Origin of the sequence: Pontixanthobacter luteolus, assembly GCF_947494915.1 — a bacterium.
Taxonomy (GTDB): domain Bacteria; phylum Pseudomonadota; class Alphaproteobacteria; order Sphingomonadales; family Sphingomonadaceae; genus Pontixanthobacter; species Pontixanthobacter luteolus.
In genome coordinates this window covers 910,505-925,681 of record NZ_CANLWR010000002.1, presented here as the reverse complement: position 1 = coordinate 925,681, position 15,177 = coordinate 910,505, and the positions used below count along the sequence as shown (strand labels likewise).

Genomic DNA, 15,177 nt, shown 5'->3' with positions numbered 1-15,177 from the left:
AGTGCGGCTTACTTGCCCAGCCGGTCGCGAAATTGGGAAAGATCGTATCCGGCTGAAGCAGCGCGTTCGATGAGGCCATCCGCATCGAGGCCAGCAGTATTGGCCAGCGTATCGAGGGTGATCGACCTTGTGCCAGTCCGGCAATAGGCCAGCAGCGGGCCATCGGTCCCCCTCCGTACCGCGCCGAACGCAGCGACGGCAGCTTCGGGGAACTGACCGCCCCAGACCGGGATGTGATGGAAAGCCAGACCCGCATCCTGCGCTGCAGCGCGCATATCAGCGATCGTGGGCTGGCCCTCCTCCTCGCCATCGGGCCGGTTGCAGATGACCGCGACGTATCCGGCATCGGCAAGCGTCTGCATCTCGGCCGGCTGGAATTGAGGGGCAACTGCGAAGCCTTGGTCGACAGTGCGAATATCCATGATCAGTCTCTCTCTATCAGGCGGACAATGCCCATGCCGGCAATCATCGCCGCCACGAAAGTCGCAGCGGAGGCCGGTTCGATAACCAGTGCCGCCACGGCAGGTCCGGGGCACAGACCGGCAACGCCCCAGCCGATACCGAACAGGGCAGACCCGCCTATCAGCTTGGGTGTCAGGTCAGTGCGGGTCGGAAGCGCGAATTTCGGCGCGAACAGCGGATGCGCGAGACGCGCCTGTATCCGCCATGCGATCGCCATCACGATCACCGCACCACCCATCACGAAGGCAAGCGTTGGATCCCAGTTGCCGAAAATATCCAGAAAGCCGCGAACCCGCGCCGGATTGGTCATGCCGCCCAAGGCCAAGCCGCCCCCGAACAAGGTGCCTGAAAGAAGCGGTGGGAGATAACGCGCGATCATTGCAGCACCTCCAGGCCCATAGCGTTCATGATCGCGACTGTGGCGATCCCCGCGGCCATGAAAGTCACCGTTGCCACAACAGAACGCTGCGACAACCTGCTGACACCACAAACGCCGTGTCCGCTGGTGCAACCACTGCCCAGCCGTGTGCCGATCCCGACAAGCAAGCCGGCTGCGATCAAGGCGCCGGTACCGGCAAACTTAGCATCCAGTCCGCCAGACCAAACGGCCACGATAAACGCGCCAAGCGGCAGCCCGATGATGAACATCCACGCGCTGCTTTTGGACATACCGCTGTCGCTGATGCCCAGCGCGCGGGCAGCTATGCCGGAAACACCGGCGATACGCCCGGCACCTAGCAGCATAAGCGCCGCAGCCAGGCCAATCAGAATGCCGCCGCCAAGACCGGCGAAGGGAGCCGCATCGGGAAATCCGGGAAGCATCATACCGCGTTCACCGGAATCTTGATGTAACTGACGCCATTATCCTCAGGCTCGGGCAAGCGCCCGCCGCGAATGTTTACCTGCACGCTGGGCATGATCAGGTTCGGCATCGCCAGCGTCTTGTCACGGGTTGTCCGCATTTCGACGAATTCATCTTCGGTCACGCCGTCCTTCACATGGACGTTCTCTTCACGCTGCTGCTTGACCGTGGTTTCCCACGCATATTCATCGCGGCCCGGAGCCTTGTAGTCATGGCACAGGAACAACCGCGTAGCTTCGGGGAGCGACAATAGCCGCTTGATCGACTGGAACAATTGCCGTGCATCGCCGCCAGGAAAATCGGCGCGGGCCGTGCCAAAGTCAGGCATGAAAATCGTATCGCCGACGAACGCTGCATCACCGATGATGAATGCCATGTCGGCCGGGGTATGGCCGGGCACATGCAGAGCGATACCCTCAATCTCGCCAAGGCTGAATGTCTCGCCATCGTTAAACAGTTTATCGAACTGCGAGCCATCGCGTTCGAAATCGGTGCCCGCATTGAACAGCTTGCCGAAGACTTCCTGCACGCGGATGATATCCGCGCCGATCGCCAGTTTCCCGCCGAGCTTTTCCTGCAGATAGGGTGCGGCCGAAATGTGGTCCGCGTGCGCATGCGTCTCAATCAGCCATTTCACCTTCAGATTATTCGAAGTGATATACTCAACGATCAGATCTGCAGACCCGTGCGATGTGCGGCCTGATGCGGCCTCGTAATCTAGCACCGAGTCGATGATCGCTGCGTCGTTCGTTGCCGGATCATGCACAACATAGCTTACGGTGTTGGTAGCCTCGTCGAAAAAGCCCGCAATTGACGGGCGCAAAGCCTTGTTTGCCTGCGCACGCTCAACCTGAGCGGCAGCAGCCGAAAGATTCGAATCATGGTCGCTCATAGCGTCTCTCCATACTCAATTTCATAAAATATGTATATGTATTGCAATTGTTCTGTCAAGTGATATTAGGGGTGCATGCAGGAACAACAACACAGCGCCCCGACCAATACTGGCCTCCGGATTGGTGATCAGGCCCCGAACTTCACAGCGCGCAGCACCAGCGGCGACATCCAGTTGTCCGACTACCGCGGCAAATGGCTGATATTGTTTTCGCATCCAGCGGATTTTACGCCCGTCTGCACCACGGAATTCGTCGCGCTGGCAAAGGCCGCACATGACTTTGAAGACCGTGGCTGCGCGCTCATGGCCCTGTCGGTCGACAGCCTGTTTTCCCACTTTGCCTGGCTCAGGCTGGTTCGCGACCGGTTCGGCGTGGAAGTGCGCTTTCCCATCGTGGAAGACCCGACGCTGGTCATCGGCCGGGCATACGGGATGGTCGCGCCCAACGACAATGATAGCGCGACAGTGCGCACGACTTTCTTCATCGACCCGGAAGGCACGATCCGGGCTATGACCTGCTATCCTGCCAATGTCGGACGCTCGACCCCGGAAATGCTGCGCACGCTCGACGCTTTGCAGGCGGTCGACGAAAACGCAGCGCTGGCGCCGGCCAACTGGCAGCCTGGCGAGGCCATGCTTGCCCCGCCCCTGACCGATCTCGCTGCAATTTTTTCGGCGGAAGGGGAAACCGACTGGTTCCTTCAGGAACTGCCAGCGGGGAAAGTGAAATGAGCGACGCACCGCATATCGAGGCTTTGAAAGCGATCGCTCACCCGCTGCGCTACTCCATCATTGATGCGCTGGCGAAAGGCGATCAGAATGTCGGCGAAATCGAGGGCGCGACAGGCATCGGCCAGCCCACGCTATCACAGCAGCTTGCCGTTTTGCGGAAGGCCGGTCTGGTTGAGACCCGCAGGCAAGCCAAGCTGGTGTATTATTCCATCGACAAGGACCGCGCCAAAACCGTTCTGGAATCGCTGGCGTTCCTTGGGGAGCCAGCAACCGGCAGATCCGCCGACAAGCCGGAAAGGTCCAAAGGCGCCGCCAATTTCGCGCGACTGGTCACCTGACGCGGCAGGTCAGCAAGGCAATAGAACACTGAATGTGCGGGTGTTTATGGATGCCCCGTGAGGATTCGAACCTCAATTGACGGAGTCAGAGTCCGTAGTCTTACCATTAGACGACGGGGCATCATTTTCGCTGCGGGGTGTCCGGCCAGTGTTGGCTCGGGGAATCGCTATTCCCCTGCTGCGAGGGGCGCAAATAGTTTCAAGTGACACCAGGGTCAAGGCCGCACTGCCGTGCTGGCTTGCTCAATCTGCATTGTGCCGTTAGCATCAGCGCCAAGTCCCCGCGAACTATTTGCGGGAGGAAAAAGAAAGTACTGGAAAATGGCGGAATTTTCTCCGCCGGACAGAAATAACGGGGCTGGTCCAAAAGGGGCCGCAAAGTCCGGCAAGGTGGCAGATTTTCGTTACCGTGCCCCCTCTCAGCCCGAAAAGAGGAACCGGTCGAAGGGTTCCAAACGTAAAAGCGGGGGCAGCAATGCATCCGCTGCGCAGCCTTCTTTTCAAAATCCCGGAAACAGGAAACCGCATTACCGGCAGGCATATGCCGCGCTCGATCTCGGCACGAACAATTGCCGATTGCTGATCGCGCGGCCCACAGGGGAAAATTTCACCGTGATCGATGCATTCAGCCGGGTGGTGAAACTTGGCGAAGGGCTCGCCATGTCCGGCAAGCTGAGCGACGAGGCAATGGACCGCACGCTCGGCGCGTTGCAGGTGTGCGCAGAGAAGCTGCGCCGGCGCAATGTTCACCTTGCGCGTTCGGTCGCGACGGAAGCCTGCCGCAGGGCCTCGAACGGACCCGCTTTCATCGAACGGGTCCGCGAACAGACCGGCATCGCTCTCGATATTATCTCGGCCCAGGAAGAGGCGCGGCTTGCTGTGCTGGGGTGCCATATCCTGCTGGAAGGCGGCGATGGCCCGGCAGTCATCTTCGACATTGGCGGCGGATCGACCGAGTTGGTCCTGATCGAACCGGGCGAGAAGGTTCCGCACATCCTAGACTGGCAAAGCGTGCCGTGGGGCGTCGTTTCGCTGACCGATACTGTCAGCGCGGCGGAAGACAACCGCGAGCAGCGACTGGATCGTTATACCGAAATGCGCCGGATCGTTTCGGAAAGCTTCGCCCCCTTTGCCCAGCGGATCGCCAAGCGCGCTTCTGGCGGCGAAGATATCCGCTTGCTCGGCACCAGCGGCACCGTCACAACACTGGCAAGCCTGCATCTGGAACTGCCGCATTACGACCGGCGCGAGGTTGACGGCCTGATCGTCGAATCGTCGTCCATGCGAGAAATCAGCACGCGCCTCTCATCGATATCACCGGAGGAACGCGGCGCATTGCCATGTATCGGCAATGACCGCGCCGAGTTGGTCGTGGCCGGCTGCGCAATTCTGGAATCGATCCTGGACATCTGGCCGGCTTCCCGGCTGGGTGTGGCAGACAGGGGCATCCGCGAAGGTATCCTGCGCAGCCTGATGGCGGCAGATGTAGAGGGCGAAAAAGCCCGGCAGGAATTGAGGAATATGCGATGAGCAGGTCTGGCCGCGATCTTGGAAAACGTGTCCGTACGGGCAAGGGCCGCACTGCATCGCAGGTGCGCTGGCTGGAGCGTCAGCTGAACGACCCCTATGTCAAACGGGCCAAAGCCGACGGCTATCGCAGCCGCGCTGCTTACAAACTGATCGAGCTGGATGAAAAATTCAATCTGCTCAAAGGATCAAAGCGGGTCGTCGATCTGGGTATCGCGCCGGGCGGATGGAGCCAGGTCGTACGCAAGATCGCCCCTAAAGCGGCGATCGTCGGGATCGACTTGCTGGAAACCGACCCGATCGAAGGCGTGACGATTCTTCAGATGGATTTCATGGACGACAAGGCCCCGGCTGCGCTGGAAGCCGCGCTGGACGGGCCGCCCGATCTGGTATTGTCCGACATGGCGGCGAACACTGTCGGCCATAAACAGACCGATCACCTGCGCACCATGGGGCTGGTCGAAGCCGGCGCGTGGTTCGCGGCAGAAACGCTGGAAAAAGGCGGCACATATATTGCCAAGGTGCTCGCCGGGGGAACCGACACCGAACTGCTCACTTTGTTGAAGAAGCACTTCAAGACAGTCAAACACGCGAAACCACCGGCGAGCCGCAAGGGCTCTTCCGAGTGGTACGTGATTGCTCAAGGGTTCAAGGGGCGCGACTAGCGCCCCCCGGCAAATTAAGGCTTGCTGGTTACTCGACCGGTGCGGTCGTGCCAGCACCGGCGACGGGCTGTTCTGCACCCATTGCACCGGCAGCTTCCACTGCGTCGACAGGTGCGCCGCTGACCGCGCCCGGTCCTTCACCCGCGCCGTCCAGGCCTTCTTCTGCTGCCGGTTCAGGCGCAGTGTAGGCGGGCACAGGAAGGTTCGATCCGTTGGCATTGAGATAGAGTGCGATCGCCGCACGATCTTCGATCTTGGACAGACCAGCGAAGCTCATCTTAGTGCCATTGGCAAAACCACGCGGGTTTTTCAGCCATTCGCTCATGTTTGTCCAATCCCAGTTACCACCTTTTTCAGCAAGCGCGCTGGAATAGGCGAAACCGGGTGCGTGGTTGCCGATCGGCTTGCCCATGATGCCCCACAGGTTCGGGCCGATACCGTCGGCGCCGCCCTGATTCACCGTGTGACATGCAGCGCATTTGGCGAAGACCGCTTCGCCAGCCTCGACGCTCGCCAGGCTGAGAGCTTCTTCGATCGACATTTCACCGCCGCCGCCTGCGGATTCGGCGACTTCGACCGGGTAACCCAGTTTCTCAGGGCGTTCGGCGTGGAAAACCCTCGAACTTATGGATGAAAGACCCAGTGCGATGATCCCGGCAAACAGAACCCATCCGGCGGCAGTATTGAAACGATCGTCCATGCGTAGATATTCCGCGAAAATTTGCTGTGGCGTGTGTGCGCGTCGCTTTAGGGACAGGGCGGCGATACTGCAATAGCTGCGATTGCAAGTTCTGTTGCTGCATGCGCATCCCCCGTTAGGCTGGCGCCTTTATCACACCTTGGCGCGAAGCCGATGCGGATAAAGATTGCCCCCTGCCGGTAGCTTGGTTACGCGAATCGGCACGATGCAAAGCATACCCAAACCCGCCGCCGCCATGGTCGAACAGATGCGCCAGGCAGCCAGCGCCAACCCGATGCGGGCCGTGTCCTTTCAGGGATGCCCCGGCGCAAATTCTCACCGCGCAGCCAGCGAAGCCGCCGGCGATTACCTTCCCTTGCCATGCTTCAGTTTCGAAGACGCACTGGAAGCGGTAAAATCGGATCAGGCCGGTTGCGCAATAATCCCGATCGAAAACAGCCAGCATGGCCGCGTCGCAGATATCCATTTCCTGCTGCCGGAAAGCGGTCTGTCGATTGTCGGCGAGCATTTCATGCCGATCACACATGCACTGATGGCTGTACCGCACAGCGACGGCTCGCTTGGCCCATTCACGACAGCTTACAGTCACCCGCAGGCACTGGGCCAATCGCGGAAGTTTCTGCGTGAACGCGGGATCGTGCCGCTAAGCCATGCCGACACGGCGGGCGCTGCTGCCTATGTCGCCGAAATGGCAGATCCCACGGTGGCTGCAATCGCCCCCAAAATGGCCGCCGACCTTTATGGTCTGAGCATTGCAGAGGACAAGGTGGAGGACGCGCATGACAACATGACGCGTTTCGTGATCCTGTCTAAACAAGCGCTCGATCCTGCCAGTCTTGATGGCGAAACAGCGATGACGACTTTCATCTTCGAGGTGAAGAACATTCCCGCCGCACTGTACAAGGCGATGGGCGGTTTCGCCACCAACGGCGTCAACATGACCAAACTGGAAAGTTACCAAAGGGGCGCGAGTTTCTCCGCCTCCATGTTCTATGCCGATATCGTCGGCGCACCCGGCGATCCGGCGGTGGACCGGGCGCTGGAAGAACTGGCGTTTCACAGCAAGGAAATGCGCATTCTGGGGACCTACCGCCAGGCACGCCCACGCGGCTGAACGATTTCAACGGCTTGGGGGTATCAATTGCTTGCGCCTCACTTCACGCTCTGCCACCAACGCCGCTGTGACGACAGGTAGGGGTCTGACTGAGGGGGGCGGCGAAGAAAACGCTGCAAGCGGCTATGACGCCGTGCGCGCAGACGATTCCATCCAGTTTTCCCCCATCACAGAGCCGGAGAGGCCGGAACCGCCCGGCTGGCTGGAAGATTTCTTCAGGTGGCTCGGCGAGCTGCTCGAACCTGTCGGGCGAATGTTCGGCGCGTCCTGGTTTATCGTGAAGTGGGTCCTGCTCGCAGCGGCGGTTGCCCTGCTACTGTATCTCTTGTGGAAGCTACTTGCTCCGGTGCTGGATTTGCGCAAATCCAGCAAACCTGCAGAAACTGATGACTGGGTTCCGGCAGAGAAAGAGGCGCTGGCCCTGCTCGATGAAGCGGACAGGCTTGCCGCCGCCGGCCAATACGATGCTGCCACACACCTGTTGTTGAAGCGCAGCGTTGGGCAAATTGCAGAGGCGCGGCCCGATTGGGTCGATCCGTCGAGCACCGCACGGGAGCTGGCTGTGCTGCCATCGCTTCCGCTGGCAGCGCGCACGGCCTTCGCCACTATTGCCGACCGGGTAGAACGCAGCCTGTTCGCATTGAAACGGCTCGGTGCAGAGGACTGGGAGGCGGCCCGCTCAGCCTATGCGGAATTCGCGCTTCAGCGCCTGAATGGTGATGCGCGATGAGCAGCAGCAAAACCTTTGACCCGAAAATCGTGCTGGGACTGCTGCTGTTTGGCGCGATCGCATTCGTTGCGACTTTGTATTTCATCGGGGTGGGTGAAACCAGCCGCGGCACCAACGACGGCGGCGCGCATGCTTATGGGCGCGGCCTCAATGGATATGCAGCGCTTATCCAGCTGCTCGAGGAAGAGGGGCACGAACCCGAAGTTTCACGCAGCGCGGGCAGGCTGGACGACGAAGGCATTCTGATCATCACCCCGCCCGCCTATGCAGATGGCGACGAGATAAAGGCCTTGATCGAAAAGCGCCGGTATCTCGGCCCGACCATCGTCGTGCTGCCCAAATGGCTGGCTTACAGTCCGCCGACCCAAATCGGTAGCGATGTGAAGGAAGGCTGGGTCGTCCTGGCCGATCCAATAGTTCCAGACTGGGTCGAAGATCTTGATTATGGCATCGAGCTGCAGCTGAAGGATAAGGAAACCGGCTGGATCGGACTTGGCCAGCGCGGACAGCTGCCCCAGCCGGACGCCGCGATGTCTGCCAATTCCTCACAGATCGTGCCGATTATCATGGCGGAAAATGGCGATCAGCTGGTCGGCTATCTCGACGACGGCGATGCCTATCCCGTTCTGGAGGAAGCCGCCGGAGTTCAGGGCGATGCCGACGCAGAAATCGACCGCTGGAACGTGATGTTCGTTTTCGAACCCGACCTGTTCAACAATTACGGTTTCGCCAGTGAACAAAGAGCCGACATCGCACACGAGATTGTCGATCTGGCGATGGAAGGTGAGGATCTGTCGATCACTGTCGATCTGACGCTGAATGGCCTTGGTGCCGCACAGAATTTGCTGACCCTCGCATTCTCGCCGCCGTTCCTTGCAGCGACCCTGTGCTTGCTGCTGGCAATGGTGGTCGTCGCCTGGCGGGCCTTCCGCCGGTTCGGTCCGCCGGCCGCGGAAGAGCGCGCAATCGCATTCGGCAAGTCGCGGCTGGTCAGGAACAGCGCTGGCTTCATCGAACGGTCGAAACGGACGCATCTGCTTTCCGGGCCCTATGCGAACATGCTGCGCGAACGGATCGTGAAAGCTTTGGGCCTGAAGAACGCAGATGACGAGGCGATCGACAGCGCGGTCGCGCGCCGTGCGCCTGAAGCACCCGCTTTCTCGCAATCTTTCGCCAATTTGCGGAATGCCAAATCACCCAATGAAATACTGCGCGCTGCTGCCGCGCTGAAATCCATCGAAAGGATGCTGACCCAATGACCGATACAACCATGAAATCGGCAGATACGGCAATGACGCTCGACGAAGTGCGCGGTCTCGCCGCGTCGATCCGCGAGCAGGTGTCGAAAGCGGTCGTAGGCCAGACTGAGACCGTCGACCATCTGCTGATCGCACTCATCAGCGAAGGCCACGTCTTGCTGGAAGGCCCGCCGGGGACCGCGAAGACATTCCTTGCCCGCTGCTTCAGTGCTGCGCTTGGTCTCGACTATGGCCGTATCCAGTTCACCCCTGACCTGCTGCCGGGCGATATCCTCGGTTCGAACCTGTTCAATTTCCAGACCAGCACCTTCACGCTGACGCGCGGACCCATTTTCTGCGAACTGCTGCTGGCCGATGAGATCAACCGGACACCGCCGAAAACGCAGGCCGCCTTGCTCGAGGCGATGCAGGAACGGCGCGTGACGCTGGACGGTGAAACGCACAGCCTGTCGGACCGGTTCATGGTTGTCGCAACGCAGAACCCGATCGAGAACCAGGGCGTTTACCCCCTGCCCGAGGCGCAGCTTGACCGGTTCCTGTTCAAGGTGTTGATCGATTACCCCAGCCTTGAGGAAGAGGCCGCCATCGTCACCCGCTTCGGCGACAGGCAAGGTCCGCAAACCCCGGCGGATTTCGGGATCGAGGCAGTTACAGATACGGGAAGGCTCGGGCGCGCCAGCGCTGCGCTGGCGCAGGTAACCGTCGCGTCGGAGATAACCGACTACATCGTGCGCCTGATCCGCGCGACGCGCGAAAATGCAGACCTGACCAGCGGGGCCAGCCCGCGCTCAGCCGTGCTGCTGGCCAATGCTGCGCGAGCGCGGGCCGCACTGGAAGGCCGCGATTACGTGATACCCGATGACGTGAAGGCGCTGGCAACTGCGGTTCTGCGCCATCGTCTCGTCCTGAGCCCGGCCGCCGAAATCGAGGGCCGCGAAGTGGAAGCGCTCGTCGCGGAGCTGGTCGAAAGCACAGAGGCGCCAAGGTAAGAGCACAACCGCGTGAAATTCCCCATCCTTCCCACGGCCCGCGCGGCCTGGCTGACCGCACTGGCAGCGCCAATTGCCATCGTGATCGCCGCAACCGCGCCCGATGCCTGGCTGATGGTGCCTGCTGCTGCGGTTGCCTTGCTGGTGCTCGTGGTGCTGGATGGCTTGCTCGCCGGAAAATTGACTGACTGGCGTGTCATTGCACCAGCCGATTGCGAGGTGGGCGAGCCACTGAAACTGGGAATTCTGGCGGAATTTCGCGGGCGCGCAGCATGGTCGCGGCCCGAAGCGGCGTTGCAGGTCGACACGAGGCTCGCAGAAACAGGCAGTATCGAAACGCTGCTGGAATTCGATACTGCGGCTGACACATGGCAAGGCTTGGCTGAACCAGTGCCCAATCGCAGGGGTACAGCGGGTATCGGGCAGATGTGGCTGCGATGGTCGGGGCCGCTGGGGCTTGGGGCCAGGCAGGTGAGCCATGAGCTGGACAATGAAATCCGCATCTGGCCCGATTTGTCTCCGGTGCGCTCGCCAGAGCTGCAGAATTACCTGCGTGACGCGCAATTCGGTCTGATCGCGCGGCGCATTCGCGGTGAAGGCACCCAGTTCGAGGCGCTGAGCGAATACGAACCCGGCATGGACCGGCGGCGGATCGACTGGAAAGCCAGCGCCCGCCACACACGTCTGTATGCGCGCGAAAACGAGAGCGAGCGCAACAACCAGATCGTTTTCGCTTTCGATTGCGGACAGGCCATGTGTGAACCTGTCGACGGCCTGCCGCGGATCGACCGTGCAGTGACCGCCGCGCTGACCGCTTCCTATGTCGCGCTGAAGGGGGGCGACCGGGTTTCGCTGTTCGGATTTGCCCAGCGCCCTGAAGTGATCACTCCGTTTATCAGCGACACGCGCGCTTTCTATCAATTGCAGTCAGCCGCGGCGGGCCTCGACTATCATGCGGAAGAGCCGAACTTCACGCTCGCCCTTGCCTCGCTCACCGCCAAGCTGAAGCGGCGGTCGCTGATCGTCCTGTTCACCGATTTTACCGACCCGACCGGGGCGGAAATCATGGTCGAAAGCGTCGGCAGGCTGACGGAAAAACATCTGGTCCTGTTCGTCACAATCGAAGATGCAGAACTGGCAGAGCTGGCCGATCAGGACCCCGCCACGATGAGCGATCTGGCTGCCGCAGTTACCGCCGACACGCTTTCCCGTCAGCGCGCAGTCGTGCTGCAAAGGCTGCGGCAGATGGGGGTCGACATCATCGAGGCACCGTATGACCAGATCGGTTACCGGCTGATCGACGCATATCTCGACATCAAACGCAGCGGGGCAATCGGATGAAGGCGCCCAGTTTGAATATCTTCAAGCGCAAGCAGGAAATGGCCACCGCGCCGGACATCGAGGCCGCAACCCTGCGGTCCGACAGATTCCGGCTGCAGCGCGAAAATGAATGGCGCAGGCTGGAAGAAATTCTCGACCGGCTGGAAAGCGGGCGGCTGCGCAAACTTTCGGACGATGACGTGCTTGCCCTGCCCGCACTTTACCGGATGGCAGCATCCAGTCTGGCAGTAGCGCGCGAGACATCGCTCGACGCTTCTACGCTGGGTTATCTCGAAACGCTGGTCCAGCGCGCATGGTTTCAGGTGTACGGCCCCCGCCAGGGCCTGACATCCTGGATGCGCAAGTTCTTCGGCGGGCAACTGAGCCAGTCGATCCGCGAAATCTGGCTGGACATCTGTGTGGCGCTGTTCGTCATGATCATGGGCACCATTACCGGCTGGATTCTGGTGAGCCGCAACGTCGAATGGTATTATTCGTTGGTGCCGACCCAATTCACGGACACCCGTGTTCCCGGGGCCAGCCGCGAGATATTGCTGGAAAGCCTGAAGGTTGAAGACAGCGCACAGGGCATGTCCGCTTTCGCAGCCCAATTGTTCAGCAACAATGCCGGGGTCGCGATCCTGGCCTTCGCGCTGGGCTTCGCCTTCGGAATACCGTCATTGATGTTGCTGGTGCATAATATGGCCGTACTCGGCGCGATGATGTGGCTGTATGCGAGCGTCGGTCTGCATTGGGAATTTGCCGCGTGGCTGAGCGTCCACGGAACCACCGAATTGTTCGCCATCCTTCTCGCCGGGGCGGCTGGAATGCATATCGGACGGAAGATGGCGTTCCCCGGCAAGAAATCGATCATGGCCGCCGCTGCAGAGGGCGGGCAGCGCGCTGCCCAGGTCATGATTGGCGTGGTCACCATGCTGATCTTTGCCGCAGTTCTCGAGGCTTTCCCGCGCCAGCTTGCCGGGACCGAGGCGCGCGCGATTATCGGCGTGTTCATGCTGCTGTTCTGGCTCGCCTATTTCTTCGGCTACGGCCTCGGCCGCAAGAGGCCTGCGTCATGAGCCGCTCTTCTTCAAACCCGGCCAAAATCCGCGAGCGACTGGCCAAACGCCAGCGAACCCTCGTCACTCCCGAAGGCGTTGCGCTGCCCCTGACGATTGCATCGCGAAGCGCCCGTGCCGGTGCCTTGCTGCTCGATTTCACAATTCTGTCGGTCACCACAACGGTGCTGACATTGCTGCTGATCTGGATTGCTTCGGGTACCGTGGTCGAAACCGAATTGACCGAATTGCCCGGATCGACCGAGTTCCTGTTCGTGGTCTGGTCGCTGATGTGGTTTATCGCTTGGAACGGCTATTTCATATTCTTTGAAATGGGGCCGCGAGGCGCAACTCCCGGAAAACGGGCCGTGGGAATACGCGTGGCATCACGGGCGGGAGATCGCCTGACACCGGAAGCCGTCGTCGCGCGCAATCTGCTGCGCGATGTGGAACTGTTCCTGCCGCTGGTATTCCTGCTGACTGCCCCCTCTGGTGAAGCCGGGCTGGCCGGCTGGGCCGCGATGCTGTGGTTCCTGGTTTTCCTGCTGTTCCCGTTCTTCAACAAGGATGCGATGCGCGCCGGCGACCTGATTGCCGGAACATGGGTGCTGGAAGTGCCCAAGACCCGGCTTGACGATGCGATATCCACCGGCGGGGCTGCCGCTCATGGCTCCAGCCAGCTCACCGGCGCGGCATATCGCTTTGGCGACGAAGAACTGGCCGTCTATGGCGAATATGAACTGCAGACCCTTGAACGGGTGCTGCGTGATGGGCGGCCCGAAGCGATTGAGGCGGTTGCCGAGACGATCTGCCGCAAGATCGGCTGGAATCCCGGATCAGGGGATGAACGCGCCTTTCTCGAAGCGTTCTATGCCCAGCTGCGGGCCAAGCTGGAAAGCGACATGCGCTTCGGCAAGCGAAAGGTAGACAAATTCGCATGACAAGCGGTTTCGACATTCGCGAAGGTGCCTTGGACCAGCCGCAGGTAAGAGACCTGCTGTCGGCGCATTTGCAGGAAATGCATCGTTGGTCGCCGGCCTGCAAAGTGCACGCAATGCCAGTCGAACGCCTGCAGCAGCCTGATGTGACATTTTTCGCCGCCTGGCACGGGGAAGACCTCGCGGCGGTCGGCGCGCTAAAGCAAATCGATGACGCCCGCTGCGAGATCAAATCCATGCGTGCGGCCCCCGCATTTCGCGGCCGCGGCGCGGGGGAGGCTATCCTCGTTCACCTGCTGGCCCAAGCGAAAGCGCGTGGGCCCAATTGGATTGGATTGGAAACTGGCCGGCACGAAGAATTCATCCCCGCCCAGCGGCTTTACCAGAAACACGGTTTTACCGAATGCGAACCGTTCGGCGATTATGTTTCCGATGATTTCAGCCTGTGTATGGAGCTTCGCCTCTAACGGTCATTCGTCATCGAATATGGCAACTTCGTTCAGGCCGCCGCTGGTCGCGCGGCCGCGATACATACCCTGGGTGTTGAAGCTGAAGATCGCCTCGCCTTCGGGAGAGACGATGATCACCCCGCCATCACCGCCGAGATCCTTCACCTCTGCCATGACGGCGTCGGCCACTGATTGAATAATCTCGCCGGTCAGTCCGACACGGGCAGCCTGGCCGTCAGCATCACTTCCGCCAAAATCATCCAGCGCCATCTGCCCGGTCAAACGCAGCCGGGTGCAGATTTCCTGCGCGACGCCGGCACGGATGAAATATTCGCCCGCCCCGGTCGCGGAAACCGCACAGCTGCGATTGTCCGCATAGGTGCCCGCTCCGATGATCGGCGCATCCCCGATCCGCCCCCACCGCTTGCCGGTAAGCCCGCCAGTCGACGTGCCGGCGGCCAGATTACCGCGAGTGTCCAGCACGACCGCGCCGACCGTGCCGAACTTGTGATCGACATCCATCGCGCTGAGTTTTTCCGCTTTCATGCGTTCGAGCGCTTTCCTGCGGTGTTCGGTTTCGAACCACGCTGGCTCAACCAGTTCGATACCTGCATCAGCCGCGAATTCTTCTGCACCTTCACCGCTCAGGAACACATGACGCCCGTCCTGCATCACGGCCTCTGCCAGCAGGATCGGGTTTTTCACCCGGCGCACACCGGTGATCGCGCCCGCCTTGCGCGATGCCCCGTCCATCAGCGCGGCATCCAGCTCGTTCACGCCTTCCCAGGTGTAGACTGCGCCCTTGCCTGCGTTGAACTTGGGATCATCTTCCATCGGAATAATCGCCGCCTTCACCGCATCCATGGCTGTTCCGCCCTCTTCCAGCACCGCTATCCCGGCATCGAGCGCAGATTGCAGCGCGGCCTTGTATGCGGCCTGTTGCTGCTCGGTCATCTTGTCACGGTCCATCGTCCCGGCCCCGCCGTGAATGGCGATCGACCAACGCGGCTGGTCTGCCGGATCGTGTGCGGCGATGGGTGTTGCGGCGAATACGGCAAGCACGGCCGCGAGTATGGTGAAATAGCGCATGACGCGAAAACTAGCAGGTCACGCGGCCATGACCAGCCCAATCAAACAGAGGG

Annotated in this window: 18 protein-coding genes and 1 tRNA gene; 12 read left to right on the top strand and 7 right to left on the bottom strand. The window is 60.8% G+C overall.

The genetic code is table 11. From position 1 onward, the window contains the following. Window positions 1–8: 8 nt before the first annotated feature. From PO778_RS13660 to PO778_RS13405, 4 genes are read right to left on the bottom strand one after another with little or no spacing between them, the layout of a single operon-like run. Window positions 9–422 carry a protein tyrosine phosphatase family protein gene (locus PO778_RS13660; protein ID WP_333908199.1) on the bottom strand — a complete coding sequence of 138 codons (414 nt, stop codon included), beginning with the start codon at window positions 420–422 and terminating at the stop codon, window positions 9–11. A 2-nt stretch (window positions 423–424) separates the two neighbouring features. Beyond that, a complete protein-coding gene (locus PO778_RS13415; protein ID WP_271439996.1) occupies window positions 425–841 on the bottom strand; it encodes a DUF6691 family protein in 417 nt (138 codons plus the stop codon). Then, entirely contained in the window at window positions 838–1,287 is a 450-nt protein-coding gene (locus PO778_RS13410; protein WP_271439995.1) for a YeeE/YedE family protein, read from the bottom strand. The genes PO778_RS13415 and PO778_RS13410 overlap by 4 nt, the downstream gene beginning before the upstream one ends. Beyond that, window positions 1,284–2,216 (bottom strand): MBL fold metallo-hydrolase, encoded by a 933-nt coding sequence (locus PO778_RS13405; RefSeq protein ID WP_160730776.1) that lies wholly within the window; start codon window positions 2,214–2,216, stop codon window positions 1,284–1,286. Before PO778_RS13405 ends, PO778_RS13410 begins: the two co-directional genes overlap by 4 nt. Before the next feature lie 75 nt (window positions 2,217–2,291). Here PO778_RS13405 and PO778_RS13400 point away from each other — a divergent pair, with 75 nt between their 5' ends. Together PO778_RS13400 and PO778_RS13395 are read left to right on the top strand one after the other, a co-directional pair. Continuing rightward, window positions 2,292–2,948 (top strand): peroxiredoxin, encoded by a 657-nt coding sequence (locus tag PO778_RS13400; RefSeq protein WP_160730777.1) that lies wholly within the window; start codon window positions 2,292–2,294, stop codon window positions 2,946–2,948. Next, the gene (locus PO778_RS13395) at window positions 2,945–3,286 is read left to right on the top strand and encodes an ArsR/SmtB family transcription factor (protein ID WP_160730778.1); all 342 of its coding nucleotides are present in this window, start codon (window positions 2,945–2,947) and stop codon (window positions 3,284–3,286) included. The genes PO778_RS13400 and PO778_RS13395 overlap by 4 nt, the downstream gene beginning before the upstream one ends. A gap of 47 nt (window positions 3,287–3,333) precedes the next feature. Here the strand turns inward: PO778_RS13395 and PO778_RS13390 are convergent. After that, a tRNA-Gln gene (locus PO778_RS13390) sits at window positions 3,334–3,407 on the bottom strand. Between the two features lie 200 nt (window positions 3,408–3,607). Here PO778_RS13390 and PO778_RS13385 point away from each other — a divergent pair. Both PO778_RS13385 and PO778_RS13380 read left to right on the top strand, forming a co-directional pair. Beyond that, window positions 3,608–4,816 (top strand): Ppx/GppA phosphatase family protein, encoded by a 1,209-nt coding sequence (locus PO778_RS13385; protein ID WP_271439994.1) that lies wholly within the window; start codon window positions 3,608–3,610, stop codon window positions 4,814–4,816. Further along, window positions 4,813–5,478, top strand: coding sequence for an RlmE family RNA methyltransferase (locus PO778_RS13380; protein WP_271439993.1), 666 nt, complete (start codon window positions 4,813–4,815; stop codon window positions 5,476–5,478). Before PO778_RS13385 ends, PO778_RS13380 begins: the two co-directional genes overlap by 4 nt. A gap of 28 nt (window positions 5,479–5,506) precedes the next feature. Here the strand turns inward: PO778_RS13380 and PO778_RS13375 are convergent, their stop codons facing one another. After that, entirely contained in the window at window positions 5,507–6,178 is a 672-nt protein-coding gene (locus PO778_RS13375; RefSeq protein WP_160730781.1) for a c-type cytochrome, read from the bottom strand. A 205-nt stretch (window positions 6,179–6,383) separates the two neighbouring features. On the opposite strand from PO778_RS13375, the gene PO778_RS13370 reads away from it, so the two are divergent. From PO778_RS13370 to PO778_RS13335, 8 genes are all read left to right on the top strand, one after another. Beyond that, window positions 6,384–7,292, top strand: coding sequence for a prephenate dehydratase (locus tag PO778_RS13370; RefSeq protein WP_160730782.1), 909 nt, complete (start codon window positions 6,384–6,386; stop codon window positions 7,290–7,292). Window positions 7,293–7,359: 67 nt separating this feature from the next. Next, entirely contained in the window at window positions 7,360–8,022 is a 663-nt protein-coding gene (locus PO778_RS13365) for a hypothetical protein (protein WP_160730783.1), read from the top strand. Next, window positions 8,019–9,281, top strand: a complete 1,263-nt coding sequence (locus PO778_RS13360; RefSeq protein ID WP_271439992.1) for a DUF4350 domain-containing protein — start codon at window positions 8,019–8,021, stop codon at window positions 9,279–9,281. The genes PO778_RS13365 and PO778_RS13360 overlap by 4 nt, the downstream gene beginning before the upstream one ends. Window positions 9,282–9,313: 32 nt before the next feature. Beyond that, window positions 9,314–10,270 (top strand): AAA family ATPase, encoded by a 957-nt coding sequence (locus PO778_RS13355; RefSeq protein ID WP_438944410.1) that lies wholly within the window; start codon window positions 9,314–9,316, stop codon window positions 10,268–10,270. Between the two features lie 12 nt (window positions 10,271–10,282). After that, window positions 10,283–11,611, top strand: a complete 1,329-nt coding sequence (locus tag PO778_RS13350; protein ID WP_271439991.1) for a DUF58 domain-containing protein — start codon at window positions 10,283–10,285, stop codon at window positions 11,609–11,611. Further along, window positions 11,608–12,669: a stage II sporulation protein M gene (locus PO778_RS13345; protein WP_271439990.1), complete on the top strand. Its 1,062-nt coding sequence runs from the start codon at window positions 11,608–11,610 to the stop codon at window positions 12,667–12,669. Before PO778_RS13350 ends, PO778_RS13345 begins: the two co-directional genes overlap by 4 nt. Then, on the top strand, window positions 12,666–13,589 hold the full coding sequence (locus PO778_RS13340; RefSeq protein ID WP_271439989.1) for an RDD family protein: 924 nt from the start codon (window positions 12,666–12,668) through the stop codon (window positions 13,587–13,589). The genes PO778_RS13345 and PO778_RS13340 overlap by 4 nt, the downstream gene beginning before the upstream one ends. Next, window positions 13,586–14,053, top strand: a complete 468-nt coding sequence (locus PO778_RS13335) for a GNAT family N-acetyltransferase (RefSeq protein WP_271439988.1) — start codon at window positions 13,586–13,588, stop codon at window positions 14,051–14,053. The genes PO778_RS13340 and PO778_RS13335 overlap by 4 nt, the downstream gene beginning before the upstream one ends. Window positions 14,054–14,056: 3 nt before the next feature. Here the strand turns inward: PO778_RS13335 and PO778_RS13330 are convergent, their stop codons facing one another. After that, window positions 14,057–15,124, bottom strand: a complete 1,068-nt coding sequence (locus PO778_RS13330) for an isoaspartyl peptidase/L-asparaginase family protein (protein ID WP_271439987.1) — start codon at window positions 15,122–15,124, stop codon at window positions 14,057–14,059. Between the last annotated feature and the right edge of the window lie 53 nt (window positions 15,125–15,177).